The organism is Phocaeicola plebeius DSM 17135 (assembly GCF_000187895.1).
GTDB lineage: Bacteria > Bacteroidota > Bacteroidia > Bacteroidales > Bacteroidaceae > Phocaeicola > Phocaeicola plebeius.
In genome coordinates this window covers 247217-273306 of sequence record NZ_DS990119.1, presented here as the reverse complement: position 1 = coordinate 273306, position 26090 = coordinate 247217, and the positions used below count along the sequence as shown (strand labels likewise).

General features: G+C 37.5%; 16 protein-coding genes. 9 read left to right on the top strand and 7 right to left on the bottom strand.

All coding sequences use genetic code 11. The features are described 5' to 3' along the window. The first annotated feature begins 149 nt into the window (after positions 1 to 149). Entirely contained in the window at positions 150 to 4376 is a 4227-nt protein-coding gene (locus BACPLE_RS02415) for a hybrid sensor histidine kinase/response regulator transcription factor (RefSeq protein WP_050792054.1), read from the top strand. 1181 nt (positions 4377 to 5557) lie between these two features. Here the strand turns inward: BACPLE_RS02415 and BACPLE_RS02405 are convergent. The 7 genes from BACPLE_RS02405 to BACPLE_RS02375 all read right to left on the bottom strand — a co-directional run bounded on the left by BACPLE_RS02405 (position 5558) and on the right by BACPLE_RS02375 (position 14777). Beyond that, positions 5558 to 6187 carry a hypothetical protein gene (locus tag BACPLE_RS02405; RefSeq protein ID WP_040312333.1) on the bottom strand — a complete coding sequence of 210 codons (630 nt, stop codon included), beginning with the start codon at positions 6185 to 6187 and terminating at the stop codon, positions 5558 to 5560. Then, positions 6187 to 7392 carry a CHASE2 domain-containing protein gene (locus BACPLE_RS02400; protein ID WP_007558587.1) on the bottom strand — a complete coding sequence of 402 codons (1206 nt, stop codon included), beginning with the start codon at positions 7390 to 7392 and terminating at the stop codon, positions 6187 to 6189. Before BACPLE_RS02400 ends, BACPLE_RS02405 begins: the two co-directional genes overlap by 1 nt. Continuing rightward, positions 7389 to 9128, bottom strand: coding sequence for a tetratricopeptide repeat protein (locus tag BACPLE_RS18530; RefSeq protein WP_007558586.1), 1740 nt, complete (start codon positions 9126 to 9128; stop codon positions 7389 to 7391). The genes BACPLE_RS02400 and BACPLE_RS18530 overlap by 4 nt, the downstream gene beginning before the upstream one ends. Positions 9129 to 9135: 7 nt before the next feature. After that, the gene (locus BACPLE_RS02390; protein WP_157131876.1) at positions 9136 to 12006 is read right to left on the bottom strand and encodes a caspase family protein; all 2871 of its coding nucleotides are present in this window, start codon (positions 12004 to 12006) and stop codon (positions 9136 to 9138) included. Between the two features lie 569 nt (positions 12007 to 12575). Further along, positions 12576 to 13385, bottom strand: coding sequence for a metallophosphoesterase (locus BACPLE_RS02385; protein ID WP_007558583.1), 810 nt, complete (start codon positions 13383 to 13385; stop codon positions 12576 to 12578). Next, positions 13378 to 14253, bottom strand: coding sequence for a nucleotidyl transferase AbiEii/AbiGii toxin family protein (locus BACPLE_RS02380; RefSeq protein ID WP_007558582.1), 876 nt, complete (start codon positions 14251 to 14253; stop codon positions 13378 to 13380). The genes BACPLE_RS02385 and BACPLE_RS02380 overlap by 8 nt, the downstream gene beginning before the upstream one ends. Beyond that, positions 14250 to 14777 (bottom strand): type IV toxin-antitoxin system AbiEi family antitoxin domain-containing protein, encoded by a 528-nt coding sequence (locus BACPLE_RS02375; protein WP_007558581.1) that lies wholly within the window; start codon positions 14775 to 14777, stop codon positions 14250 to 14252. The genes BACPLE_RS02380 and BACPLE_RS02375 overlap by 4 nt, the downstream gene beginning before the upstream one ends. Positions 14778 to 16219: 1442 nt before the next feature. Here BACPLE_RS02375 and BACPLE_RS02360 point away from each other — a divergent pair. The 8 genes from BACPLE_RS02360 to BACPLE_RS02325 all read left to right on the top strand — a co-directional run bounded on the left by BACPLE_RS02360 (position 16220) and on the right by BACPLE_RS02325 (position 25898). Beyond that, positions 16220 to 17428 carry an AAA family ATPase gene (locus tag BACPLE_RS02360; RefSeq protein ID WP_007558577.1) on the top strand — a complete coding sequence of 403 codons (1209 nt, stop codon included), beginning with the start codon at positions 16220 to 16222 and terminating at the stop codon, positions 17426 to 17428. A 551-nt stretch (positions 17429 to 17979) separates the two neighbouring features. Next, on the top strand, positions 17980 to 18606 hold the full coding sequence (locus BACPLE_RS02355) for a type IV toxin-antitoxin system AbiEi family antitoxin domain-containing protein (RefSeq protein WP_007558574.1): 627 nt from the start codon (positions 17980 to 17982) through the stop codon (positions 18604 to 18606). A gap of 240 nt (positions 18607 to 18846) precedes the next feature. After that, positions 18847 to 19167 carry a helix-turn-helix domain-containing protein gene (locus tag BACPLE_RS02350; RefSeq protein ID WP_007558572.1) on the top strand — a complete coding sequence of 107 codons (321 nt, stop codon included), beginning with the start codon at positions 18847 to 18849 and terminating at the stop codon, positions 19165 to 19167. 3 nt (positions 19168 to 19170) lie between these two features. Then, positions 19171 to 20442, top strand: coding sequence for a type II toxin-antitoxin system HipA family toxin (locus BACPLE_RS02345; RefSeq protein ID WP_007558569.1), 1272 nt, complete (start codon positions 19171 to 19173; stop codon positions 20440 to 20442). A gap of 483 nt (positions 20443 to 20925) precedes the next feature. Then, positions 20926 to 23103, top strand: coding sequence for a hypothetical protein (locus tag BACPLE_RS02340; RefSeq protein WP_007558567.1), 2178 nt, complete (start codon positions 20926 to 20928; stop codon positions 23101 to 23103). A gap of 14 nt (positions 23104 to 23117) precedes the next feature. Next, positions 23118 to 23357 carry a leucine-rich repeat domain-containing protein gene (locus BACPLE_RS02335; RefSeq protein ID WP_007558565.1) on the top strand — a complete coding sequence of 80 codons (240 nt, stop codon included), beginning with the start codon at positions 23118 to 23120 and terminating at the stop codon, positions 23355 to 23357. Positions 23358 to 23706: 349 nt separating this feature from the next. Beyond that, complete coding sequence (locus BACPLE_RS02330) at positions 23707 to 24648, top strand: helix-turn-helix domain-containing protein (RefSeq protein WP_007557696.1); 942 nt, start codon at positions 23707 to 23709, stop codon at positions 24646 to 24648. A gap of 131 nt (positions 24649 to 24779) precedes the next feature. Next, entirely contained in the window at positions 24780 to 25898 is a 1119-nt protein-coding gene (locus BACPLE_RS02325; RefSeq protein ID WP_007557695.1) for a tyrosine-type recombinase/integrase, read from the top strand. Positions 25899 to 26090: the final 192 nt, after the last annotated feature.

Sequence of the window (26090 nt, the reverse complement as noted above, 5' to 3'; positions counted from 1 at the left end):
AAGAGGGGGTAACTCCTCTTTTTTTGTGAATGAGTGGTAATTAATGCATTTATATATTTTATCTTTGTTGAAAATGTAATTTTATGATGTCTTTAAAAGAAAAAACAGGGGTACTCCTTAGTTGTTTGCTAGTCTTTAGCCTGACTCTTATGGGTGCAAATGCTCCTAAGTTCAGGACGTTGACAATGGAGAACGGACTATTACATACAGATGTAACCTGTGTAACACAGGATGTGAATGGACTCATCTGGATTGGAACCAATGGAGGCTTGCAAAGTTTTGATGGATACAACCTGCAGTCGTATGAGTATTATAAACCGACGGACAGAATCCGTTATCTTCACGACCGTATCACTTCGTTGGCTACAGATTCCTGTAATTTATGGATTGGTACAGAAAGCGGTTTGTTGAGATTTAATTATAATCAGGGGAATTATGCCGATTTTGAACTCTCTGCTGACCTTCAGGTATTATCATCCACTTTGGTCGACAAAGTATATGCCACAGAAGAAGGAGTTTTGTGGGTGGTAACTTCTGATTCCATGTATGTGGTGAATGTGGATCGTAAAAGAAACTTGCTTTCTTCTTATGGGAAAGAGTCTGAGGTCTTGTCGGCAAAGAAAAATGTGCATACGATTGTGAAAAATGGCGATTATACTTGGTTGTGTACTCCCGATATGCTTTTACAGGTGAAGCTGACTCAGGGCAGAGTGAAAATTGTGAACTCATATAAATGCCGTGAAATTTCCCGAAGGAATGAGGCTTCTTCCTCACTTTATATTAGAGACAATTTCCTGTATCTGAGAGTATCTTCCGGTTGTGCCAGATTCCCGTTGAATACAGATGGCAGTCTGAACTTGTCACGTTATGACTTTTATGATTTTCATAGCTTGAATGCACATATTCCTCAACATACTTCAGGAAAACTGATTGTGGACCGAAGCAATACTTTATGGTGTGCCTCGAATATAGGCTTGTTGCAGATTTCTACAAACTCAGGCAAGGTTTACGCCGATATTCATGCCCGGCAATCTGCATATACCACTTCCATTTCCTCTAACTTTATTTCCACATTATTCATTGACAGTTTTCATAATTTGTGGATTGGAACTTGGGGAAAAGGACTGAATTATGTTTCTTTATCAATGCCTTTGTTTGGTACAGTATACGATAACCCTTCAAATGAATATTCAATAAAGGGTACTTTTGTGAAGGGTATTGAAAGAAGTTCTGACGGTACGCTTTGGCTTCTGACTCAGAAACAAGGCTTAAATAAGTATCGTACGGACGAAGGCCTTCTGATGTTTACAGACTTTTCTCAATTCCTGGGAAAAGGAAATGTGTTTAAGGCTTTAAAGTTTAGTAAGAATGAACGTATTCTTTATGTGGGACTGATAAATGGCCTTGTGGCCTATGACGTAAAATCAAATTCGATGTCGTATGTCATCTTCAACAATGAAAAAGCATTGGTAAAGGCTGCTGTAGACATCACTCGAATGGAATATGATGCAAACGGCTTCCTGTGGGTGGGTACCTGGAGAAATGGTATCTATTGCTTTAAAGAAGATAATGGGGCACTTACTTTTGTCAAACACATAGGTTTACGGGATGGCTTGAAGTCAACTTGTGTACCTTATTTGTTTTTTGATAAAGAAAAAAACGAAATGATGGCATGTACCAGAAAAGGGCTTTCTCGATTTATCTTGCAGGGAACCGATTCTGATATTAAAAAAGTGGTTTCTTATGGAGTAGATTTGAAGAACTCTCATTCCTTATCGAATAACTTCCTGGCATGTATTGACAAACAGAATGATTCGATTTACTGGGTCGGAACATTGGGAGGAGGCCTGAACCGTCTGGTTATCAATGGAGATACAGACAATGCCTATTCTGCAACGTCTTACATGACGCAGGATGGTATGATGAGCAATGATGCGGAAATTGTGATGGTAGATAAGAATAACAATGTGTGGATTGGCGGCTATGGCATTATGAAGCTGGATACACAAACCGGCATTCTTTCTCGATTTGATTACCTGGACGGATTGCAAGGCAACTTCTTCAAATATGGAGCTGGTTACAAAGGAAAGGACGGAATGATGTACATGGGTGGAATAGATGGTTTGAGCTATTTTTATCCCAATCATGTGCAGACTGGGAATGAAAAGTATCAGCTTTATCTGTCAAACTTATATGTTCATGGAGAGAGAATTCGGGTCGGTGAGAAGATAAATGGGGTGGTTGTGCTTCCTGAGATTTTGGACAAACTGGAGAAGTTGACACTGCACCATGACCAGAATGATTTCTCTATAGAATTTTCTGCCTTGGGCTATCGTCTTTCGAACAGAATTATGTATCGGTATAAATTGGGCGGATATGATGCGGAATGGCGGGAAGTGCCGGTGAGTGAGAATAAAGTGCTTTATTCCAATCTGGATTATTCCACTTACGACTTCGAACTGCAGTACTCTACGGATAATGGACAGACTTGGAATCCGGTAAGTAAAAAACTGCAGATTGAAGTGCTGCCCCCTTGGTGGCTTTCTCCGTGGGCTAAAATCACTTATCTGATATTTACCTTTTCACTGGTGCTGTTCATCTTCTACCTGTATGTGCAGGAACTGAATATGAAACATAAAATATCCTTGCATGACATGGAAAAGCAAAAGGATGAAGAAAACCATCAGTTGAAATTGCAGTTCTTCATGAATATCTCTCATGAATTCAAGACGCCTTTAACGCTTATTCTGTCGTCAGTGGAACGAATGGAAGATGAGTTTAGCCGGACAGTCGGGCAGGTGCCACAGAAAATTCAGGAGTCATTCAATTCGGTATCCCGAAATGCCAACAGACTGCTGACCATGATTACAGAGCTGGTAGATTTCAGAAAGAGTGACCTGAATATTGCCGATTTGAATCTGCAAGAAGACAGAATTGATAAATATGTGTTGCAGATTGTGCAGGAATTTTCTCCCTGGGCCCTGCGTAAGAAAATAGAATTTACCACCTCGGTGCAGGAGAACGTGCTGATGAAATTTGATCTGGAGAAATTTTCCATGGTGCTGACAAACCTGCTTTCCAATGCCATGAAATATACGTCCAATGGAGGGCGTGTGGAAGTGTCTCTTACAACTGGCACAGATGTGGCTCCTTCTCCTAAATATGAAAACTCTTTCCAAGTGGGCGACACGATATGGGGCGAAGAAGTTTGTATCTTAAAAGTTTCCGATACGGGAGTCGGAATCTCTGCGGAAACAATCAGTAAGATTTACGACCGTTTCTTTCAGATAAGAGACAACTCTTCGGTACATTTAGGTTCGGGTATAGGACTTGCCATTGCCAAGAACATGGTGCTTCTACATGGTGGGAACATTATTGTGAGCAGTGAACGGATGAAGGGTACGGAATTCATTGTCACATTGCCCATGAGATTGAAAGAAGAAGTGCAGGATAAAAATAATACATTTGATGTGCATGGCTATTTGCAATCAGTTCACGTAGAATATAACTATGATATGGAACCTCAGAAAGCATCGGTAGATGAAGATAAGGAAGCGGCAGATGCCTCGGACAGGCAGACCCTGTTGCTAGTGGAGGATAACGTGGAATTGTTGTCCATGCTGAAAGAGCATTTCCAGATAAAATACCATGTGATTACTGCGGAAAACGGAGAAGAGGGGTTGAGAAAATGTACGGAATTCTATCCTGATTTAATTATCAGTGATGTGATGATGCCGTTAATGGACGGAATAGAGATGTGCAAGGCCATCCGAAATAACCTGTCGATAGCATATACACCGATAATTCTCCTTACGGCAAAAAGTACGGTAGAAAATCAGATTGAGGGTTATGAATCGGGAGCCGATTTGTATCTTCCCAAACCTTTCTCCATGAAGATATTGGAACTTAATGTAGCCAGACTTCTGGCACAGAAACTCCGGATGATGCAGACAGAACATACACAGGCAATGCCCGTGGATGTAAATCCGGAAGAACAGACGGAAGGGCAGGAGCAGGCAGAACCGGAAGTAACCCGCAAATCCATAAAGTCGGAGAAAGATAAGGAGTTTATAGAAAGTCTGAACGGATTCCTGGAAAATAATATATCGAATCCGGATCTTTCTGTTGATATGCTGTGCAAGCATTTTGGGCTTGGCCGGACAAGACTTTATGCCATGGTGAAGGAGATTTCCGGACAGTCATTGGGTGATTTCATCCGGGATATGCGATTGAACAAAGCAGCTTATCTGTTGAAACATACAGACATGAATATCACGGAGATAATCTATGAGACGGGCTTTGGAAGTAATTCCCATTTCAGTAAGGTCTTTAAAAATAAGTTTGGCATCACTCCATCTGATTTTGCCAAGCAATAGAAAAGAATACCGGGCTTCTTTCATGGTAAGGTGGTTGTCACATCTTACATAAGTATTGAATAATATTGAGATTGGCCATTCCTAATGGAGATTACAGAGAACTGCCAATCTCAATATTATACCTCTCTTTTTGCTATAAAAATGGGACTCTTAAATTAAAAGATAAACAGATTTATTTATAAGTCTTGTGTAATCTTTTATGTTTCCGTGTGCTAAGCTATATGTTTTTCATCCGCGAAACATACGGCTTTCAGGGCAAAAACAAATGTTTCTCATACGGGAAACGTAAAGAAGAGAGGTATAAGTTTTCATTTGTGCTTAGGAGTTTTTAGGTCCACGCCAAGAGAATAAATATGGAGTGAATTTTTGTAAACAAAAAAATGCTTACAACTAGTGGATTTGATGTTGTGTACTGGGTGTAAAATGGAGTTGTTATTTCCCTTACGGAACATTATGAAGCTAAGCTTTTGCTTTCATTGGATGATAAGATTCAGGATTTTACTTAAGTTTGTTTAAATAATGGAGGTGGCATTCTATGAAATTATATCACGGTTTTGATGTTGTGCTGAGCAGATAGCCCTGTCAACATGTAAACTTTACAAGGGGGGGGACAAGGATTCTATCTGACGGATATTAGAGAAAAGGCAAAACAAATGGTAAGATGTATGTTTGCTATTTAAGGTGGATGCAGAAAGCGGTAAGATATTGAAAATAGATAAAGTACTGGGTATTTTAATCTTGCTTGTGTTTTTTTGCCTAGTTGGTGAGTTGCAACATTAGCACATCGGCAGACCCCGTTGTAGACCGTCTATAATTGGTAACTTTTCCTTCAGGAGAAAGTCGTAAACAATTCCTTGGAAAGGCGTTTGTTGTTATTCTAGATACTATAAAATAGTAAATGGAAAATCCGGGATTTAAAGTGAGTTCCGTATTTTTTATTTTATACATTTACCGAATGAAGAAAATTATTAAAGAAAAGAATTAAGTAGTGCCCGATGAGGTGTTAAGTAAGGAGTTCCTTAGCCAGTTTAAAACAGAAGCCGATATGAGCAAGTTTTCATTGCAAGGGTAGTTTTTTTGTCCTTGCCCATATGTGTTGGTATTGAGTTGATAAACTCTCTTAACTATCCAAAATGATATTTACTTGAGACGATTAAAAAGTTATCTCGTTTACATTAAAATTACTCAATAGGAACAATGTGCATTTTGTTAGTGATAGGAATTACTTCCTCTTTTAATTTATCGTAGTAGAAAATATCCACATTTGTTTCAAATGGCGGAATAGAATCTCCATCGATGATGTAAAGACTGAAATCTATCAGGAATCCATTAGATGTTATAGGTAAACGTTTGTGAATCACCTCACCTTTATAATGATAATCGGCATAGAAAAAGTGATTGTAATCCATAGGTACTAGCGTTTTTACGCAAATGGAATCTATTAAATAGAAAGTGTTCGACAGATAATCTTTTAACTGAGGCAGTAATAAAGCTTCGCTGTCTCTTGTAGAGAGTCTTTTATTCTGAGTCAGATATGATGAAATTGTTCTGTGTTTTCCATTCTTGAAACCACGTGCGGCCAAAATACTTTGTCTCTGATTAGTAAGATTAAGTACCTTCATGACCTGTTTGTCGTTTTTCCATACAATTTTATCCTTGGAGTTGAAAATATCATTCTCCTGACAATATTTTCCTCCAATCTCAATAGGGGATTCATTGAGAAAAAGTATCTTAAATTGTTCTTGAGCTTGCAGACAGATTGCATGTGTCATGTTGCATAATACTGTCAACGTAAGTAATAAAGTTCTCATCACTTCTTTGATTTTTTGGTTCTATAAAAATTTAACAAAAAGCTACATACAGAAAAATAGCTTGATATTGTGAGTATATCGTAAATGTATCCATTAATGAGATAAGAGACGGCGCATACTATAGTAAGCAGCATTGAAAATCCACAAAAAGAATAAACTGTACGCCAGGTGCGCGTCTTAATGAATTTGAGAAACGGTAAGTAATCGAATGGTGATTTATTGATAAACAAAAATAAGGAGATTAGGAAATATATTACAAACAATAACGCCATAGATGGCCAGTCTACATAATGTTTTCCGTCCATCAGTGCCAGGAAAGCATTGTAGTTAATGTAACCTCCTGGCATTGGTCCGGCGTAAGTGTCGTGAATGTCATTCTCGGTCAAATCGCCAATAATAATTACCTTATTATTCAGAAAAGTGCTGTAATCAATATTGTCGATCTGATCAAGTAAATCAATCCCCATGTTATAAAAATTTTTTTCTCCTTTAGGGCTGTAGCTGCCTTCGTCAGGTATAACAGTAAAATTCAGAAAAAGACTGCTGTTACACAATCTTCCGTTAGAGAAATAGAACGGTCCCCAATGGTTATATTCGGCCCCGGTACAATCCGCATACACCTTCCAGGCCATAGATACCATATCGTTATTCAGATATTGGTACTTCACAAAGTTACCTTCGTTTATTGATGTCCTATAATCGGCATATGCTAATTTAGGAAGTAGCAGACTATCGGTCAGTTCGTCATCTTTATGGCGTGGAATCACTAACCTGTCTGTATTAGCAATAGTAGCGAAGAGCAATGAATCAATGTCCGTGTGTACGTTAGGTTCAAACATCACATCCAATATAATATAGCGATAAGTATTGGCTTCACGTGCTATTTGTAAAAAACGAAGTAGCTTTTCACGGTCTGTTATAACTTGCTTGCCAACCGGTAGATCATATTCGTCAGTCCATTCAATCAATTGCTTGTCGTATGCTACATTTATTGGCAGTAGGGTCGTGGGAAGTGCTGTTTTGGATAACGATACATTCTCTTTAACTACATAAAGGCGTTGAATAAACTGTTCCTCATCGCCTAATGAGTAGGGTGTATTGCCTAACAGATAGCATAGAAACAGCACAAATACTGCATGCAATAAAGCAAGCAAATACTTAATCTTTCGGGGTTGTATTTTCCATTTATGTAAGTTCAATTTCATTGTTTACTGCTGTTTTGCTTTTCTGCAATTTTTTTCTTGAATGCTTCTAATCGTTCGGCGGCTTTTGGATGCCCTTTTTGAGCTGCACGAGTATAGAAATATATTGAAATCTCTGGACGGCTGTCTCTTTCACGGAATCGAGCCCACTGATACAATTCATCAGGATTGTTAAAATCATCCAATTCCTTCTTAAGAGGTATTCCCTTCTTTGTAGCTTCCTCATTATATAATGTTCCAGTAATAGTTCCTAAGTAATTATCTTTAGAATATTCCTCATATCCTTCAGCAGAAATCTGTTCAATGTACTTGTTGTATAATTCCAAAGCCTTTTCATAGTTGGGAGAAATTCCGTAACCATACAAATACATCAAGGCCAGATTATATTTGCATGGAGCGTAATTTCCTTTAGAACCAATATCAAATACTTCAAAAGCATATTTCAACCACATTTCATCTTCTCGTTTAGACCAATCGAAATATTTCACACCAACTTTACAGGCACTGTAAGAACTGCCTTTTCTTGCTGCTTGTATTTCGTAAATAACAGCTTTAGACTTAGCATTTATCTCCTCATAACGTTGTGCTATAGTCAAAAGTTCGTCCACACTCATTTGGCTAATATCTACACCAGCAACTTCAGCATCAATTAATTCTTCGGATATTTTGTTTTCTAAGCGCATTGAGCCTTCGTACGATAATTCTTTCAGTTTTGTCCAAATACATTTTTCATAACTGTCGGTATAAAATTCCATAGCCTTTTCCCGATTGACTTCTACTCCCCAACCGTATTCGTATAGGCGTCCCAATTGATATCCACCTCCATATCTTAAAAAATCTGATTCACCAGCAACTGAATTCAGTAATTGAAGAGCCTGTGAATAATCTTTTTCTACTATTTTTCCATTAATCAAGAAACTGGCATATTCTATTTTGCCCCACACACTGCCATTATTTGCAGCTTGTTTATAATATTTAACAGCTTGATCAAGATCTTTGTGCACCACTTTACCATTTTCGAACATATTGCCATGCAGAGCCCAGGCGTTCGGGAAATTTTTCTTTTCACTTTGTTGCACACAGAAAAGTGCGGCAAAAGGACATCCTTTCATGTTTCTGTGGTCTAATGCTTCTTCTGCCGCATTGAACCACTCCAAGCCGGAAAGTGTTTCCATTAGCTGAACTGTATATTGCATCATTTTAAGACGCTCGGCATCAGAAACTGATAATCCGGAAAGTATATAAAACGCTTCATAATCTTTTTCTGCAACTGGCTGTACATTCATTTGCTCCAAACGTGTGAGTACATTTATGGCTTTTGCCAATTGGATAGGTTTCCAAACTTCTTTCACATATCCGGAGTTTAATATAAAGGCATTGGCAACAATCAATTCCAGGCCGTACGACTTTGGCTTTTCTTCATACTTATAACCGTAAGAACAGATTAATCCGCTATATTCTCTGATGTCATCTCTATTATTGGGATTGTGCTTAATAAGTTCTCCAAGATAAAGATACCAGCAAAGAATTCTCACTTCATTGTCCAGCTTCATGGCACCTTTGGCATAATACGCACAATCGGCTATAGGTTTCAGGGTTTTATTCCATTGCTGTTTCTCCACATAAGTAAGATATTCAGATAATTTCTGAAGACATTTTTCTTCTTTGCTTTGTGCTTTTACAGGGCTGATTGCTAATAGACTGAATGTTGTTAATAATAAACATATTAGCTTTGTCATATAGTATTTAATTTATAATTATAAAATCCTGTTGACGGTTTTCTTGACGCACGCAAGGTGTTTGTAGTCCATCAGACAATCGGTTTACCTCTCTGCTTACATAGTCGGTCAGTTCGTGAATATTAATTTTCCCATCACCATTACCATCAGCAGCACGTTCCTGAATTCCTTTTTTCAGGCACCAGGTGAAAAGCCCATTTTTCCAGTCGTTCCCTTCTAAAGAAACCTCCATTCCTCCTGCACTGGTGAGTACTGTGGCACCCACGCCCCAACGCACATCCACAAACAACTCGTTAAACAACGTTTGTACTTGTTTAACTCCATGGCCTTTTACCTTACGTAACCCATTGCCGGCATTACGAAATGCAAGCTTTCCAACAGGCTTCATCACTACATTATCACTCAGATAGTCTTCTTTATCTAATTCGCCTGAGTGACATGCATCGATAAAGCAAAAGCGGTGCACGCTTTCGGTATTGTCCAAGCATGATTCAAAATCGTCATATCTCAAGCCATTTGACTGCGGCATGTCAAAGTCCATAGCATAAGTTCCTAGATAGTAATCCATATCACTATTCAAAACGCCATGGCCGGCATAGAACAGCATCACTACATCATCTCTTTCTGCTTGTGCGAAAAAACGTTTCAAACGAGTAACAGAGTTCTTAGAGAATTCTTCGTTTGTCAATAGCATCTTCTCTATTGATGCAAACCTATCTTTTCCCTCAATCTCCATCATTGCTAGAAAATCGACGGCGTCCTTAGCCGCATAGTTCAGGTTGAAGCCTCCTTGCTCATATTGAGACACTCCTATGGAAGCTACAAAAAGACGTGGTTTCACAATAGCCGTATCACAAAATACCTCAATTTGTTCCCTATAAGACTCCACGCCTTTTTCGTTCATACACGAAATCTCAATGTGATTATTGCCTTGACATAACGTCAATGCTAACTGTTTTTTATAGATAGAAGGTACGGAATCGCCAATACTTTTTCCTTGCTTGCCATAAATAGGTACTCCATTAAGAGAAACAAACAGGTGAGAAAGTTTATATTTACTATCTGTTGCCAGTATATCTATATTCACTTTCCGTTTGGTAGTTGACTGGGGTAAGTTCTCTTTATTAGTCACCTTCAGTTCTGGAGCATGTATTTCAGTAGAAAGCATTTCTTCGGTATACCCCATGCGTTGTAATCGTTTTTTCCAGGCAAAGTAGTAAGGCATAGTTTTATCTTTAGGCTGACCTAATCGTTGTAATATTATGTCTGGACGGTTATAAATCAAGTCGAACTGATCAAAACTGAGAACTTGCATCCCTTTAACAAAGTGCATCATTTCGTATGCTCCTTTTGATGCTTTGTAGTAATTATCTGGGGTAATAAACACATAGTCGTTTTCAGTACTTAGATAATGCATATCTACTATAGGAGTGTGTTTCTTTGCATCCCAAATCCTAATCATTCCGGTTCCGTCAGCACTGATAAACCATTTTCCATCGTGCGAAAGTTTCATGTCGGTCACTTCATTTCTGTGCACATAACTCCACTGTTGTGCTTCCTGAATACCCCTTTTCCAAAAGCCAATCACTCCATCGGTACAACCTGCTGCTATCCAATCATTATCCAAGTAAAGGCAACATTCGACTCTTGATCTTTTGAACTCTGTCGTGAAATACTTGATATATTTAGAAGGGCTATCAATAGGTACTTCTTGTAATCGTCCATATTCACCACTTAAAAGGATAGTCTGTTCAGAATCATCAATATCGTAACACATAGGTTGAAAGTCCAGGTATAGCATCTTTTTCCGGAAATCCGGCTTCCCGAATTTTCCCATTAACAGATATAAGTCATCTCCACCAGTTACAAAATAATCTTTTCTGAATGCTGATGATACCTGATATTGTAACTTATACCCCGATTGTTCATTAAAGACTTTGCAATCTTTTAATTTTTTGTCAGAAACGCGTCCCATGTTAAGCCCTTCATATGTTGCGGCTACCCTATACTTGCCATTATCTGAGAAAGCAAAAATAGGAGCGCCATCGGTTTTGATAGTTCCTAACAGCCGACCGTCGATACTCCATCGAGTGATATTTGCATTATATCCCCCCAATAGCAGTTCATCGTTTTTAGTGAAATAGCCTTCATAAATTGCACGGTAACCATACTGGTATCTTCCTCGTTTAATATTAAATTTATCTGATTTGGGTAAGGGTATAGTATAATAATCCTTGAAATAAAGGTTATTGTCTTTTTTTAGAAAATCAATATATGGAATCTGTCGCAGGAACTTTGCGTTCTTCAGGTCCCATACAAGCGGACGCAATCCTGTTTGCATCAGAAGACTGTCGTTTAGGTTAAGGGTAATGCGTCCCGTCCTTATTCCCGTATGGCTATTCAGCACTCCAATCACTCTTTTGCTCTGTTTTGACTTAATGGTAATAGTTGCATTTTTATGCTCCAGCAGAAAATTATCCATCCATCGGTTCCTGAAGTTGATATCTTTAGCCTTTCTTACTCCCAAGCGTTTGCCGGTGAAAATATTATAGGTATAATAAGAGCCTTGTCCATTCAAAGAATAGTCATCTACAGGATTAACCATCATCCAGGTAGGATTTAATGGATGAAACTGTACAAGTCTGTTGGGAAGAGACACTAAACGAATAATACGCCTTTTTTCTAAATCCCATAAAGCAATTGTATGTCTATCGGTTGTAAGGGCATATTTCTGGTCGGCACTAATATCAATAGCACCAATCATGTGACCCGATTGAACAATAGTTGTAACAGAATCATTTTTTTCTACTACCCCTTGCGCTTGACTCATCAATGAGAATAATTGAAATATATATATAATGATTAGAACTTTTCTCATAAGAATATTTTTAATTTCGATGCAGTTATTTAGAAAATCTCGACAAACATTGGTATTCAATAAGTTCAAAACTTGTTTGAAAAACTCAAATACACGTGAGGTACAATATTGCAACATTTAAAAATCTGATAATCAAAGTATTAGAAATGCTTCGCAATTTCCGAAAGCCTTTGACTCTATACAAATGTATGAAAAAATGGTATATTTCCCAAACTTTTTCAATATTTTCTACAAGGTACAAAAAGTGGAGTATTCATATAGTTGCGTAGTGTATCATGATATAATCTATATATTTTTATTTTTATGCGATATATTATCTTATGCTTGATGTGTTTTAAGATATAGTTATCACTTGTTTCCTAAATTATCCTCTTGATTTTAGTACTAAATTTAAAAATTTCGTATATAGCAGGATGCATTAGTAGGGGAGTAGGGACTGATAAATATACATCTTGCTAGTATAATGAAAATAGGGATAATCCATTTATTCAATACAGAATAATATGATAATAAATAATTTGTATTTTAATATGTTGTAGAACAAATAGAACGTAGTTTATGATTAAATGTTATTTTATTTCGTAGAACTCCATAATATCCAGCATTTTAAATAGAATCCCATCAATATTGTTATGCCAACTCTGATGAAAATGTCCATAGCACCAATGGGTAATATTTTGCTTCTCTTTCAGCATATGGTAGATGGAGTCCATAGTTTCCCGTTCTTGCTGAACATCTACCAGCAGTTGTGTATCGTTATTGGTCCATCTATAAAGTCCGTTCTTATTTTGTAATTCACAGAATGACGGCGATGTATGGGTTATAACGGTGTCGATTGTCTGTTCTGCAGTTATTTTATCAAGCAATTCAGTATTGAAGACAGGTTTTTCGTCTGGCCAATAATAGTTTCGCTCATAGATTCCTCTACTTAAATCATGAGATGATTTATGGCACCTTTTCTGTAACTGTTCCCATGTGTTAAGTCTGTATGAGCGGTCGATGGATATTGCCCCTCCAATGCAGAGTAATGTGTGTCCACACGCTTTTACGATGGAATAGTCTGGAATGGCAATAAACCTTTTATGCTTGAACGTACAGCCGTCGAAATAGGCAGGATTGTCGTGATTACCTCTGACGAAAAGGATCCAATTGTTATTATCATTCATACGTTTGGCGTTCTTCTTGACGATATTTTCATAATAGCCTCTATTTTCAAAACCAAATCCACAGTCTCCAGCAACTATGAGAAGCGTATTCTCCATACTGTATTGTACGCACATTTTGTTCACAAGAAGATTGAAATCTCCGTGAATATCCCCAGAAATGACTATGGATTCACATTCTAGAAATTCATATATTTTATAGTCTGTATTATTCATGCGGTATGTTTTCCCAATATGGACGAAGTGTTTCCTGAATGAATGCCACAACTTCAGAGAAGGATAGATCAGTGGCCTTTGTGATTTTACGCATAAAAGCTTTCCATCTTGCTTCCATTTGTTGGTTGATTCCAAAATCTTTACGAAAGAACATTGTGTTCTCATCATAAGGTGTATGTCTGTTTTCGAATGTACGGATTATAGCTTCCTGTAAAACTTCTGGGTCATATTTTTCTTCCTTCAGTATTCTATGCAAATCATAATAATCTTTCATACGACTGCTTTGATCTGCAAGGTCTATTATTGCATGCATCTTTTCTGCAATAACTGTTTCCAGAGAATATGCCAGGATATTAGCACAAGGCAGATGTTCTAGCAAAATAGGAAAATCCAGATTGACAGGTGAGGGTGTAACCACATCGCCAAAACCAATATCCATAGTCAGCACTTGTGCTATGGAATCCATTTTTACCGGTATGCTTAGGCGTATTCCATGATAGTCTTTGAACTCTGTGATATTTTGGGCAGTAATGTGCTCAACGTCAAATATCACTCCATCTTCTTCAAAGGGTACGGAACATATTTCCTTGAATGCTGCTATAATTGAAGTACCTTCATTGCTTATATTGTTACCAAGAAAATCAATATCCAATGTAGGACGTGCAGCAAAACGTTCATAGGCATACATAAGAGCCCCACCTTTTAGGTAGAAATTGTTGCGGTAGCGTGTTTGTGACATCCTATATAGTAGTCGCTCCTGAAAATATCGTGTCAATATAGTCTGATAGAATATATTTTCCTTTTTAGCTACATTTAAGAGCTTTGTACGAATTGATTTTCCGTAGTTTTTATTTTGTTCTTTACTCATAGTTTGACTTGCAGATAGTTTTCAAGGATTTTGCCCACACGGAGTTGTCTGGCATAATCCAATAGTTTACTTATATTTCGTTCAGGTCGTGTAAGATAGTTATCTATGATTTCTGAGCAGACATCAATACCTATCTTATTTCTGAATTTAATTGCATCACATACGCATCGCTCTATATCATAGACCCTGATATTGTAACCCTCCAAAACCATCTTACTTACCCCAATCTCTAGTATAGAAGCAGTATAGTGGTGAAGCTCTATTGAGGGAAATGAAGGTGTTACTACTTTTCTATCTCTTTTTATGGCTACATGATAGGCTTGTGGCATAGAAGTCGTAAGTTGGTGTATGCTCCATGCAGACCAGAGGCAAAGAATTCCACCTGGTATAATCGCTTCTATGTCAATCATGCTGTTTGAAAGTTGGTCAATGTTGGCATACAGCCCTCGTCGAACCTGTATCAGTTCACCTTGGCGTACACTTTCCAACATTTTGTAATAAGCAGCACGCCCTTTTTCCTTCATGTCAGCTGATGATATGTATGAATTAAGTTTCTTCATTGCTTACTATCTAAATCTGTACAAATATACCACAAATATTTATAAGTGTGGTATATTTGTACAGAAAATATTCAAAGATTATAAATTTGACTTTATAATTGGGGTAATACTTAGTAAAAGAAAGAAAAGTATATATTTTAGAGATGCTTACATTCAAAAATAAGCTCATTTTAAATGTATTTTTAGATTTGAACCTAATACCAGGAAGTATTTATTCGGATTGTTCTTGATTAGCAAGAGGTTGATTTTGATTCCTTTCAGTCTTTATTCATTTATCTAATTTATTCTTATATTATCTCGTGTGTAAACTGGAATAAGTTCGGTACAGGGTAGTATATAAGTTGTAGACTTTGCGATGCAGTATTTAACTATGTCTGACTATCAGTAAGTTACGTTCTAAACGGTTCAAGAGCGATATTTTCAAATGGTATACTTTCTTTCACTTGACCACTTTAACGTATTTAACTTTTATTTGATATTGAAGCAATGGCTGCTGAGTTGCTGCATGATATACAATATATTGTAAATCAGGTATTTCATGAAATAACAGCAAAATATCATAATATTTATAGAACGCCACCATGACGGATCTTGGGCATTAATACATCGTCATGGCTCATTTTCAAATGTGATGAAAGTTTCTTCATACTTTCAAAACTCCAAAAGTATTGAATATATTTTTCAATACTTCATTAGGCGTGATTACACCGCCAACAAATTCGGCAAGAAGAAAGAGGCATTCACGTACAAACTGATTCGTCAAATCCTCGAAAAGACGCACGAAATGTTCATTCTGCATTGGGTAGAAGTCAATATACTACTTGAAATTTTTCAGCAAAGAAAAAAGAGTTCACCTTCCTGCTTTAGGGATGAAGTTTATAAATAAGTTTATTAACGCATATGTACATATATGAGCTTTATTAAACTTGTAAACTCAATAACTTATTCTGCTGTATGGTTTCATTTAAGTAAGTTGAGTTTAAAATACATGTATATATACATGGGGTAAATCTAAACTTTAAACTTGCAATAAGCAAGAGTAAAACCGAGCCCTGCTCTTGAATAGGTTTGCTTTACCCTTCTTTTTCTCCTTGCTGAGTTTTCTACTCTCTATGATTTATGAGAATACCATTACCTTGTCTATATGCTCTTTGTGGAAATATATTATTATGTAAAGTTTATCTCATTTTACATAGTGCTATATACCTATAATTCACAATTAGACAAGTATACTGACGGATATTTAGTGGCATTGATATTTTGATTAAATGATTATACAGCCTAGATTTATAATAAATTTAATAGAACAAATGTTAGTTATCGATATTTGCATAAAAGGTGCAAATAATTATATCTAATATGTAAATATTGATATTTAGTTATATATTTGTAGAAAACAAGTTTATATGATAGCAGAGATTAGATTTAAGAACATGTTCTCATTTAGAGACGAGGCTATACTAAGTTTTGAAGCAGATAGAAGTAAGGATATGGAATCATATCATGTTATTGACTTTGGTGCTGGTGTGAGATTATTGAAGATAGCTGTAATTTATGGAGCTAATGCATCTGGTAAGAGTAATATTATCAAGGTTTGTGATTTTATCAAGTCATTTATTACTTATACTCCACTTAATAAGACAGAACAAATTCAAATAGTTCCGTTTCTCCTTAATAAAACGAGTTCGAGGCACTTATCTGAATATTCGATTTCGTTCTATTTGAAAAATAAGGAAAAAACTGTTCGTTATGTCTATTCAGTAGCTTTAGACAGATGGCACGTAGCTAAGGAAAGTTTAATTTATTATCCAAGTCAACAACCTGCTACTATATTTGAAAGAAATACAGAGAATAATGTTTCTGTTATCAAATTTGGCCAGAAAATCAAAATATCGCAAGCTGTTAAAGAAGCAATGACATTGAAGTGTTTGCATAACATGTCAGTTTTTTCGGCCTATATGCAGGTGAATACACATATTGCGGAACTAGAGACGGTTTTTCAGTATTTGACCAATCAGGTTATGCCAGCTATTGTATCAGTATCAACTTTAAATCGTTATGCTGAAGAATCAATCAAGAATGAGTCTGCAAAAGATTATATTTTGAGGTATCTTCAGAAAGCAGATTTCAACATTTCAAATATTACTTCTAAAGAACAGGAAACGCAAAAGGGACCGATTAATTATACCATGTATCAGCATAGAGTTTTATCTGAAGATGGGAATAATGATTGTTATGAGTTTCCTGAGCTACTTGAGTCGGACGGTACAGTCCGAACATTTAGCTTGGCAGCTCAAGTACAAAAAATTCTTGAAAAAGATGCTTTTCTTGCTGTTGACAATATCGAATTTTCTCTTCATCCGAAATTGATAGAACATATCATTGAATGTTTTCTGAAAGAATCAGAACAGGCCCAGTTGTTGGTCACTACGCATTATGACGGACTGTTAGGAGAGGAAGATTTTCTTAGAAAAGATAATGTCTGGTTTACAGAAAAGAATCCAGATGGTTCAAGTGTATTGTATCCTCTAACCGATTTCAAAGGATTGAATAGGATTAGTTCTCTCCAAAAAGCATACAGGTTCGGTAAATTCGGTGCAATTCCTAACCTATAATCATGTACTTTTATGAAAAAATCCAGAAAATATAGTGAACCCTGAGAAAGATAAATGGGTCAATGAAATACTTGCAGACTAAAAAATGATTTAACTTATGGGCTTTCTACCAAATGTGTAAAATTTCATAAACTGCATTGGGAACAATGACGACTTCGTTTGCTTCGCTGTTCAAAAAAAGAGGAAAAGGATGCTTTTGTTCTTATATACTTAAAGATGATGTTGGACTTGCTGGTTGTAATTCAGTTTGGGCATAGCGTTATAAAATTCTTGCTATGTCTCTCCATCTGGGAGATATCGTAGATGGGGTTTGCAATTAAGAACAAGTTTGTGAGTTTTGAGTGTCTTATCTATGATACAAGAATCAAATTTCAGTGTTATGAGGTTTTTACAATCGGTGAATTGTGAGACAGTTTAGGTAATAATTTACTTATGGGGTAAGCATTATGTGACGGCGGTCGCTATTTTTTAGTATTGCCTTAGTAGTAATATTTTGAATAGGAAAAGAAGTGTTGTTTCTTTTATTGTTCAAATTATTGCTATATTGCAGTATGGATAGACAATTAAGTGAAATAGGAAACATTCCAGTAACGACTTCAATCATTGAATCGTTATATCCGGAACTGAAGTCTGCTAGTAAGAAAGTAATCTGGCTCGAAAAACAAGGGGTTATCATCAGATTGAAGAGAGGACTTTATGTGATTAACCCAGAACATTCAGGAAAGACTTTATCGAGTGAGTTGATTGCCAATCATATCTATACTCCTTCGTATATTTCAATGTCTACTGCACTACGATATTATGGACTTATCCCCGAGGCTGTATGTGTTAATCAATCAATGACTGTAAAACATTCCCGAAGCTTTCAAACTCCAGTCGGCGGTTATAACTACAAGTATATTTCGAGAAAGGCTTTTCCGATAGGAGTAAGGAGTATGAATAAAGGTGACTATGCATTTCTTATTGCATCACCGGAAAAAGCTTTGTGTGATTTGATTGCTAATTCCTCAAAAGTCATTCTTCGTTATATGAAGGATGTAGAGATATATCTTGAGCAGGATATTCGTATGGATATGGATGAGTTCTATAATATGGATGCAACCATATTTGAAGATTATATTAATGTAGGCAAAAAGCCTGATTCAATTTCGACACTTTTAAAATTCTTAAGACGATGAACTATTCGATAATATGCCCTCCCGTTATGACTTGACAACGAAGTGAAGCCAGGGTAAGACCGAAATCCGTTCTTGGGAAGCTTTGCTTTATTCTTCTTTTTCCCCTTGCTGAAGATATCGCCGTAATTATGTTTTTAGTATTAGTATTCGAAGTAGAATTTTTTGGGATAAAATATCTATCAACATATCATAAAATAATGATAAATTGTTATATTTGCATATTATATGATAGGTTGATGTATGGTAAAAACAACAATGGGCACAAAGTTGCCAAGAAAATTAGAGCAGAAGATGCAGATAGTTGGTGAGCAGATCAAGCTGGCCAGACTTCGCAGGAATCTCAGTGTCGCTCAGGTAGCCGAACGTGCCACCTGTTCGCCTCTGACGGTTTCACGTATAGAGAAAGGCACACCGACTGTGGCAATTGGTATTTATCTAAGGGTGCTTTATGCACTTCAGCTGGATGATGATATTCTGCTGCTTGCAAAAGAAGATGCAATGGGAAAGGCTTTGCAGGATTTGAGTCTTAAGAAACGAGAAAGAGCATCCAAAAAAGAATAAGCGATGAAGAAACTTTATGTATTTGCCGATTTCGATTGGCTGAAAGAACCAAGGCTCGTTGGAGAGTTAAGTTACGAATCACTTCGAGGTTCTGATAGCTATGGATTTTGTTATAGTAATGAGTGGTTAAAGGATTATGGTAGTCTGTTTCTTAGTGATGATTTGAATAATTATCCAGGTCAGCAGTACACGGCTCCTGATAAGGATATTTTCGGATGCTTTTCTGATGCTCTTCCAGACAGGTGGGGACGTACATTGATAAATCGTAGGGAGCAGATTTTGGCAAAGGATGAAAAACGCCCGGTGCGTAGGCTTTCTTCGTTTGACTATCTTATAGGAATTGAAGACTTTTCTCGTATGGGAGGTTTCCGTTTCAAAGAATCCATGGATGGAGACTATATTAATGCAAGCGAAACCTTGCGCATTCCTCCATTGACAGACATACGTGAGTTGATTGCAGCCAGTTCTGAAATAGAGAAAAGCGAAGAAGAGGACCAACTTCCTGAAATGCGATGGATTGCACAGTTGGTGCAGCCGGGCTCCTCTCTTGGTGGAGCACGTCCAAAAGCAAGTGTGCTTGATGAAAACAAGAATCTTTGTATAGCAAAGTTTCCGTCCCGTAAGGATGATTATGATGCAGGTCTTTGGGAACATATTTCACATCTTTTGGCAAAAAAAGCAGGGATCAATGCAGCGGAAACAAGAGTAATCTCCACAAATGATAAATATCATACTTTGCTTTCCCGACGATTTGACAGACTAGAAGATGGTAGACGTATACACTTTGCTTCAGCCATGACACTTTTGGGGTTGAATGATGGAGCTAATGCCAATACAGGTAATGGTTATTTGGATATTGTTGATTTTATCATTCAAAACTGTACCAATGTGGAAGATAATCTGAAAGAGCTGTATCGTAGAGTAGCATTCAACATTTGTATCGGTAACACAGATGATCATTTCCGTAATCATGGTTTCCTTCTGACTGTCAAAGGATGGACTCTGTCACCGGCATATGATATGAATCCTACCGTAAACGAATATCAGAGTCTGCTGATTAACAGCTATACCAATAAATCGGATCTGAAAGAATTGTTGGATTCTTGTGAAGAGTATATGCTTCCGAAAGAGACTGCTGGGCAAATCATCGGTGAGGTGTTGAATACAGTTATGGAATGGAGAACATTAGCCACAAAATTGGGAATTGCGAAAAGTGAGCAGGAACGTTTTGCAGCGGTTTTTGAGAAGCAAATAATATTGTATGATTGTATGTAATATATGTACATATAAAATGGTATAAATAACTAATGGATTGTTGTGCTTGATGGACGAAATATAAACTTAGGGATGCCCTAAAGCGTCTTATACTGAAAAAGTTGACTAAATCAAGATGTTATGAAAAAGTATAAGACACGTAAGAAAGAATATTATTATTCGTAAGTAATCTGCTATTATATTATTGGACATATATCACGAATATTTTCGCTTAGTTATGTTACTTAAGTGCTGGCTGGTTATCTTGAAGAAAGCAAAGATAAAAAAATCGCCATGAAAACAAACTCATCTAATATAATATCCAATGAGGAGATTAATGTCTAAAATGCAGAAATCGTTCATAAAAAAATGGATAATACTCCCCAAAAGCAGAACTGCATAATGAAATAATAAATGTAGTTTTATATATTTGCCTAATTATATGCTATATTGCTTTTCCCTAAATAAAATCTTATAACAAGTTATAAATATATAAAACAAAATATGTCTGATCAATATTGTACAAACCCAAACAAAGAAGAGAAAAAGAGAATTGAGGCACTTATACAAGATGTCCTTTATCATCCGTTTCTTCGATATACGCCTTACTTACAGAGTGATTACTCTGTTTTGAAAGATGCAGAAAAAAGATCAAATGGGTTTAAAGGCTACACATCGAACATTCTCGATGTATTAGATCATTTGTGTTGCAAATGTAGAATTGGTAGTATTGAGGAAGCAGAAAACCCTTATACAACTGAGGGCGATACTGTTGTTTATAAATACTTAAACATTAAGTTCCCTCAAGAAGAATCTGAAGATTATTTGTTGTTGGCTAATAAATCGGATTTTAATCCAAGACGGTATCTGACAATTATGTTTCATAATCCAGTGTCTATCCCATGTAAACATATTGAAAAACAAAGTACAGAAACGGAGAAGTATGTAAAAGTCTCGAGTTTGTATAATGATAAAGCAGAAATTGAAGGACATTCGTGTGAAGATGCTATTTTGGCATATAGCATTCCTTGTATAAGTGGATATGGGGTTTTGCGATCAGCACTCAGATTATATTCAATTGAGAATAATGCGGCAGATTCAATTCGGCAACAAATTTTAAGAACTCAGCAATATTATTTAGCGTCCATTTTAATAACACCTTATATAATTTGTTCAGACGATGTTAAGTGTAATTTGGATATATTCAACAAATATCGTTATCAGTTCGAACATTTATTCGCTTCTGTTTCACAAGAACTACATGACAAGGGTATAGATTCTGTTCTTAAAGAAAATGTAATTTCTGCATTTGTAGACAAAGAGGAATTCAATAGTCAACTGTTATCAGATGTGTTATCCGATGAACAGATTGAAGAAATCAAATATAGACACGATTGTATTGGAAATTATGTGGGTAGATATGCAATTTGTTCAAACGATGCGGATGAATACTCTAATGAAAGTTCTATCCTATATGATAAAAAAGGAAAAGAATTCTTGCCATTATTTAAGAACTTCAACGAGGCTATTCAACAATCTGAAGTGTATTGCAATTTTGTTTTCAAGCAAATTGATGAGTCTCAAAATTTAATTGCAATTTATGCAGATGATATTCACATAGAGTACAACGAAGATAATTACGATTATGACTGCTATGACGACTACTGGGGTGATGAGTATGGAAAGGATGATGATTTTTGTGACGACATAAATAAAGATGAATTTGATGATGAAGATGAAGAATTCGTTGTTGACCTTCAGATTCCAGAACAAAATCATTATTACATTGGAATCATAAACAAGTATGGGCAGGTAGTGTATGAGTTTAAGAGTCTTACCCCAATACAGTATGAGTTTAAAGCAATCAATGATACTTTCTTAATCTTTTATGATGAGGATTGTTATGATTTATCTATTCAAACATATACAAGATGCGGTGCAATAAATCTTAAAAAGGGAACAATTGCTGCAGCTCCTCTGTTTACTATGGAGGATCTTGAAAATAAATTGACTCGCGGTTCTTGCTACCAACATGACACACACTCCGGATGGACAATTGATTTGAATGATAATTACTCATTTTCAGGTCCTATTATTAGGAAAAGAATAGATAAACTAGAATATGGTGAATTTGCGGGGTGGAAAGTAGAAGATATGATATTTTATTATCCTGTATATATTTTGCAGCAGGTCCTAGATGATAAGATATTCATAGCTGACAGTTTCTTTAGGAAAAACCGATTCCGTTTAAGCCTAACAGAGAAACTTATAAGACGTCATCAAGATCAATATCTGCAATTTGAAAGTATTAATTGTATTGACGATGTAATTTCCACGCGTAATGGTTTCTGCGATGGCACAAAGTTTTCTTCTTTGTATGAAGGAAAAACTTTAGGAGAAATTATTTTTGACTACAATGATATTAATTATATTGTTTCACTAACAGATTCTGGATTGATTGAAATCGATAAAGATATTCTAAGAGATGCTATCAACGATGGAGATTCAGAATATTCTGTTATATTGGACTCAATTGAATCACGAGAAGAGGAAATTGAAGAACGCGAAAGAGAAGAATGGGAAAGAGAAGAATGGGAAATGGAACAAGATGATATAAGACAAGCAAATCGTGACTTTGAAGATATGATGAATGATTTTGACGCATGGGGTAATATTGATTAACAAATTAAAATTATATGACAAAAGTAACTGAAACGGACTTTATTAATGCATGGATTGACGAAGTTGGCGCAAAATATTCTGCGGATAAGAAAAAATTATTATCGGTTCCAGATTTGGAATACTATGAAATAAAGAGAGGAACAGAAATCATATGTGACAATGCATTCTGCCAGGATTATTCTTCTCTCAAAACTGTAATTATTCCTGAAACAGTTATTGCGATTGGAGAATCCTCATTTAGGGGATGTATTTAGAATCTCAAAACAACCAAAAATAACCAGAAATATTCAAGCGTAAGTCTTTATCTATCAGAATATTCTAAAAATTAACACTTTTCGGCTGCTTTTTGATGCTTCCCAAATTTCCACATATTTTTGAGACGTATTTCTGACGTGGAGAATTTGCGGAGCTTGTTTTTTGCCACATCGTGCGGACAGTTGACAAGGGTTTACAACCGTTTACGATGAGCGACAACAACCGCCCTGATATGCAGCAATAGTAACATTGTGCAGAAAGGCGACAACGGTTGACCTCCGTTTACATCCGTTCACCATTTCAGAGATATACGATTGAAGGAATGAACCAGTAAACGATAAAAGCAGCATGAAAACAACCAGAAAATGCAATTTTTGCAGCAAGTCATTTGTAACCCGGAGCGGGGTACAGAAATATTGCAGCGAGGCTTGTCAGGCGGAAGCCAAACGAGCTAGAACGGAACAGAAGAACAACCTCTTCAAAGCTGTCCGCCCCTTGATGGAGATACAGCATCAGGAGTATCTCACCTTTTCCAAAGCAGCAGTACTCATGGGCTGTTCCCGACAGTACATCTATAAACTCGTAGCCCTCGGCAAACTGAAAGCCTCACGTATCAGCAACCGCATGGCGTTTATCCGCAAGACAGACATCGAGCGGATGCTGGAGGGCAATCCCTACCACCGTGTCCTGCCCGGCAGTACTTCCACTCCGAGAAAGTCCGCTTCATCTTCCCCGCTTGCCAAAAAAGAAAAAAGGGAAAAGGAAACCTATGAAGTGCTGGACTTCTATTCTGGCGAGGAGGTGATGTCGCTCTTCAAGGTCAGGCAGTCGTGGCTCTATACCACAGCCAAGCGCAACCGCATTCCCATCTGCCGCATCGCAGGGAAAAACTATTACAGCAAGAAACACGTTGACGAGTTCTTCGGTATGGCTATAGATACAAGCAATATCACCGATTGGCTCCTGATTGAAGAAGCGGAAGAACTGTTCGGCATGAAACCCTCCGCACTCCGGGCATACGCCTACCGCCACAAGATACCGACCAAAAGAGAATACGGGCGCACCTATTACTCCAAATCCCATCTGGACGAACTCCGCAGGACAGACCTCGTGAACGATGAACGCTACTACACCGTGGAGCAAGTCCGGCAGATTTACGGGCTTTCCTCCGCCAACATCAGCCATATCGTCAAGGTGAAGCACATCGAAAAGATAAAAGTAGGCGTGAAAAACCTGCTTTTACGCTCCGATGTGGAGCGTGTCATGGCTGAAAGGGAGAAACAACCGTGAGCAACCGACATTGCCGGAAAATTATTTCAAAATGATTGTCGTGGAGGTATTCACGGTTGTTTCACGTTGTTCCTTTGCCACCGTAAACACGGGAACACCCCCGAAAATGTACAACTTAAAACATCATCAATATGAGCAAATGCAAGACAGTTACCTTGCGCAAGCGCAAGATTAAGAACGGAACACAGTATTCGCTGTGTCTGGACTATTATCCCGGCTACCGTGACAACACCACCATGAAGGTGATTACACGTGAAGCTCTTGGAATTTACATCTTCGCCAAACCTGCCAACCAGCAGGAGCGTGATTTCAACGCACGCATGATGAAAAAAGCGGAGATACTGCGTAATAGGCGTTATGAAGCCATCTTCAACGAGAACAACGGCTTCTTTGACAAAGCCAAGATGAAAGGCGATTTCCTCGCCTACTTCAAGGGGTTGGCAGACAGGAAGAATATCAAGTGGCAGCACGTCTATAAACATTTCGAGCGGTTCGTGAACGGCAAATGCACCTTTGAGGAGGTGGACGTGGATTTGTGCCGCAAGTTCATGGAATATCTGCTTAACGCCCCACAATCCATACACACCAGCCAAAAGCTGCATATCAATTCTGCGGCGGGCTACTGGTCGGCTTTCCGTGCGGTACTTCACACCGCCTACCGGGACAGGAAGATAAAGGAGAACCCAAACGGATTCTTAGACCGCATCGAGTGCATTCCCACCATGAGGGAACATCTGAGCCAAGAGGAACTGATACGGCTTGCCGAAACGCCTTGTGAGGAAGAGGTATTGAAAAGGGCGTTCCTTTTCGGTTGTCTGACCGGACTAAGAAAGAGCGACATCAGGCAGCTCACTTGGCAGCAGATACAGCCGTACACCAACGGCAAGATGTTCGTGACCACCCGTATGCAGAAGACCAAACAGATTGTACACAACCCCATCAGCGATGAAGCCTACGGACTGCTTGGGGAACGGCACGAGGGACTTATCTTTGACGGTTTCAAGGACAAGATGCTGCAAGGACCACTCAAACGCTGGCTCTTGGCGGCAGGCATAACCAAGAAGATAACCTTTCACTGCACCCGGCATTCATTCGGAAGCCTGCACGTGGAAATGGGTACGGACATGGCTGTCATCCAAGCCTATCTGGGACACAAGAACATTACCACCACGCAGATTTATTCCAAGATGGCGGCACAGCAGATGTGCGAGGTCGTGGACAAGATAACCCTGAAACGCAAGGAAGCGTAAGGCGGTTCAAAATCCATGATATTCAGAGGGAGCGGTTATTGTTTGGAGCTTTAACCGTTCCTTTTATTTTGGTTGGTACTTAAAGTATGATAATTGAGTATGATTCCGGACATTTGGTGAAAAACATTGAAAAAGAAACCACTGACAAAGGATAATGAGTAATAATTGAAAGAAGACTATTAAATTTGCGAA

Excerpts from the sequence above, each read along its gene's own strand:
- BACPLE_RS02360 (WP_007558577.1), top strand. The coding sequence starts at position 16,220 with ATGATAGCAGAGATTAGATTTAAGAACATGTTCTCATTTAGAGACGAG.
- BACPLE_RS18530 (WP_007558586.1), bottom strand. The coding sequence starts at position 9,128 with ATGACAAAGCTAATATGTTTATTATTAACAACATTCAGTCTATTAGCA.
- BACPLE_RS02375 (WP_007558581.1), bottom strand. The coding sequence starts at position 14,777 with ATGAAGGAAAAAGGGCGTGCTGCTTATTACAAAATGTTGGAAAGTGTA.
- BACPLE_RS02325 (WP_007557695.1), top strand. The coding sequence starts at position 24,780 with ATGAGCAAATGCAAGACAGTTACCTTGCGCAAGCGCAAGATTAAGAAC.
- BACPLE_RS02385 (WP_007558583.1), bottom strand. The coding sequence starts at position 13,385 with ATGAATAATACAGACTATAAAATATATGAATTTCTAGAATGTGAATCC.
- BACPLE_RS02330 (WP_007557696.1), top strand. The coding sequence starts at position 23,707 with ATGAAAACAACCAGAAAATGCAATTTTTGCAGCAAGTCATTTGTAACC.
- BACPLE_RS02350 (WP_007558572.1), top strand. The coding sequence starts at position 18,847 with ATGGTAAAAACAACAATGGGCACAAAGTTGCCAAGAAAATTAGAGCAG.
- BACPLE_RS02335 (WP_007558565.1), top strand. The coding sequence starts at position 23,118 with ATGACAAAAGTAACTGAAACGGACTTTATTAATGCATGGATTGACGAA.
- BACPLE_RS02340 (WP_007558567.1), top strand. The coding sequence starts at position 20,926 with ATGTCTGATCAATATTGTACAAACCCAAACAAAGAAGAGAAAAAGAGA.
- BACPLE_RS02380 (WP_007558582.1), bottom strand. The coding sequence starts at position 14,253 with ATGAGTAAAGAACAAAATAAAAACTACGGAAAATCAATTCGTACAAAG.
- BACPLE_RS02415 (WP_050792054.1), top strand. The coding sequence starts at position 150 with ATGGGTGCAAATGCTCCTAAGTTCAGGACGTTGACAATGGAGAACGGA.
- BACPLE_RS02355 (WP_007558574.1), top strand. The coding sequence starts at position 17,980 with ATGGATAGACAATTAAGTGAAATAGGAAACATTCCAGTAACGACTTCA.
- BACPLE_RS02405 (WP_040312333.1), bottom strand. The coding sequence starts at position 6,187 with ATGAGAACTTTATTACTTACGTTGACAGTATTATGCAACATGACACAT.
- BACPLE_RS02345 (WP_007558569.1), top strand. The coding sequence starts at position 19,171 with ATGAAGAAACTTTATGTATTTGCCGATTTCGATTGGCTGAAAGAACCA.
- BACPLE_RS02390 (WP_157131876.1), bottom strand. The coding sequence starts at position 12,006 with ATGAGAAAAGTTCTAATCATTATATATATATTTCAATTATTCTCATTG.
- BACPLE_RS02400 (WP_007558587.1), bottom strand. The coding sequence starts at position 7,392 with ATGAAATTGAACTTACATAAATGGAAAATACAACCCCGAAAGATTAAG.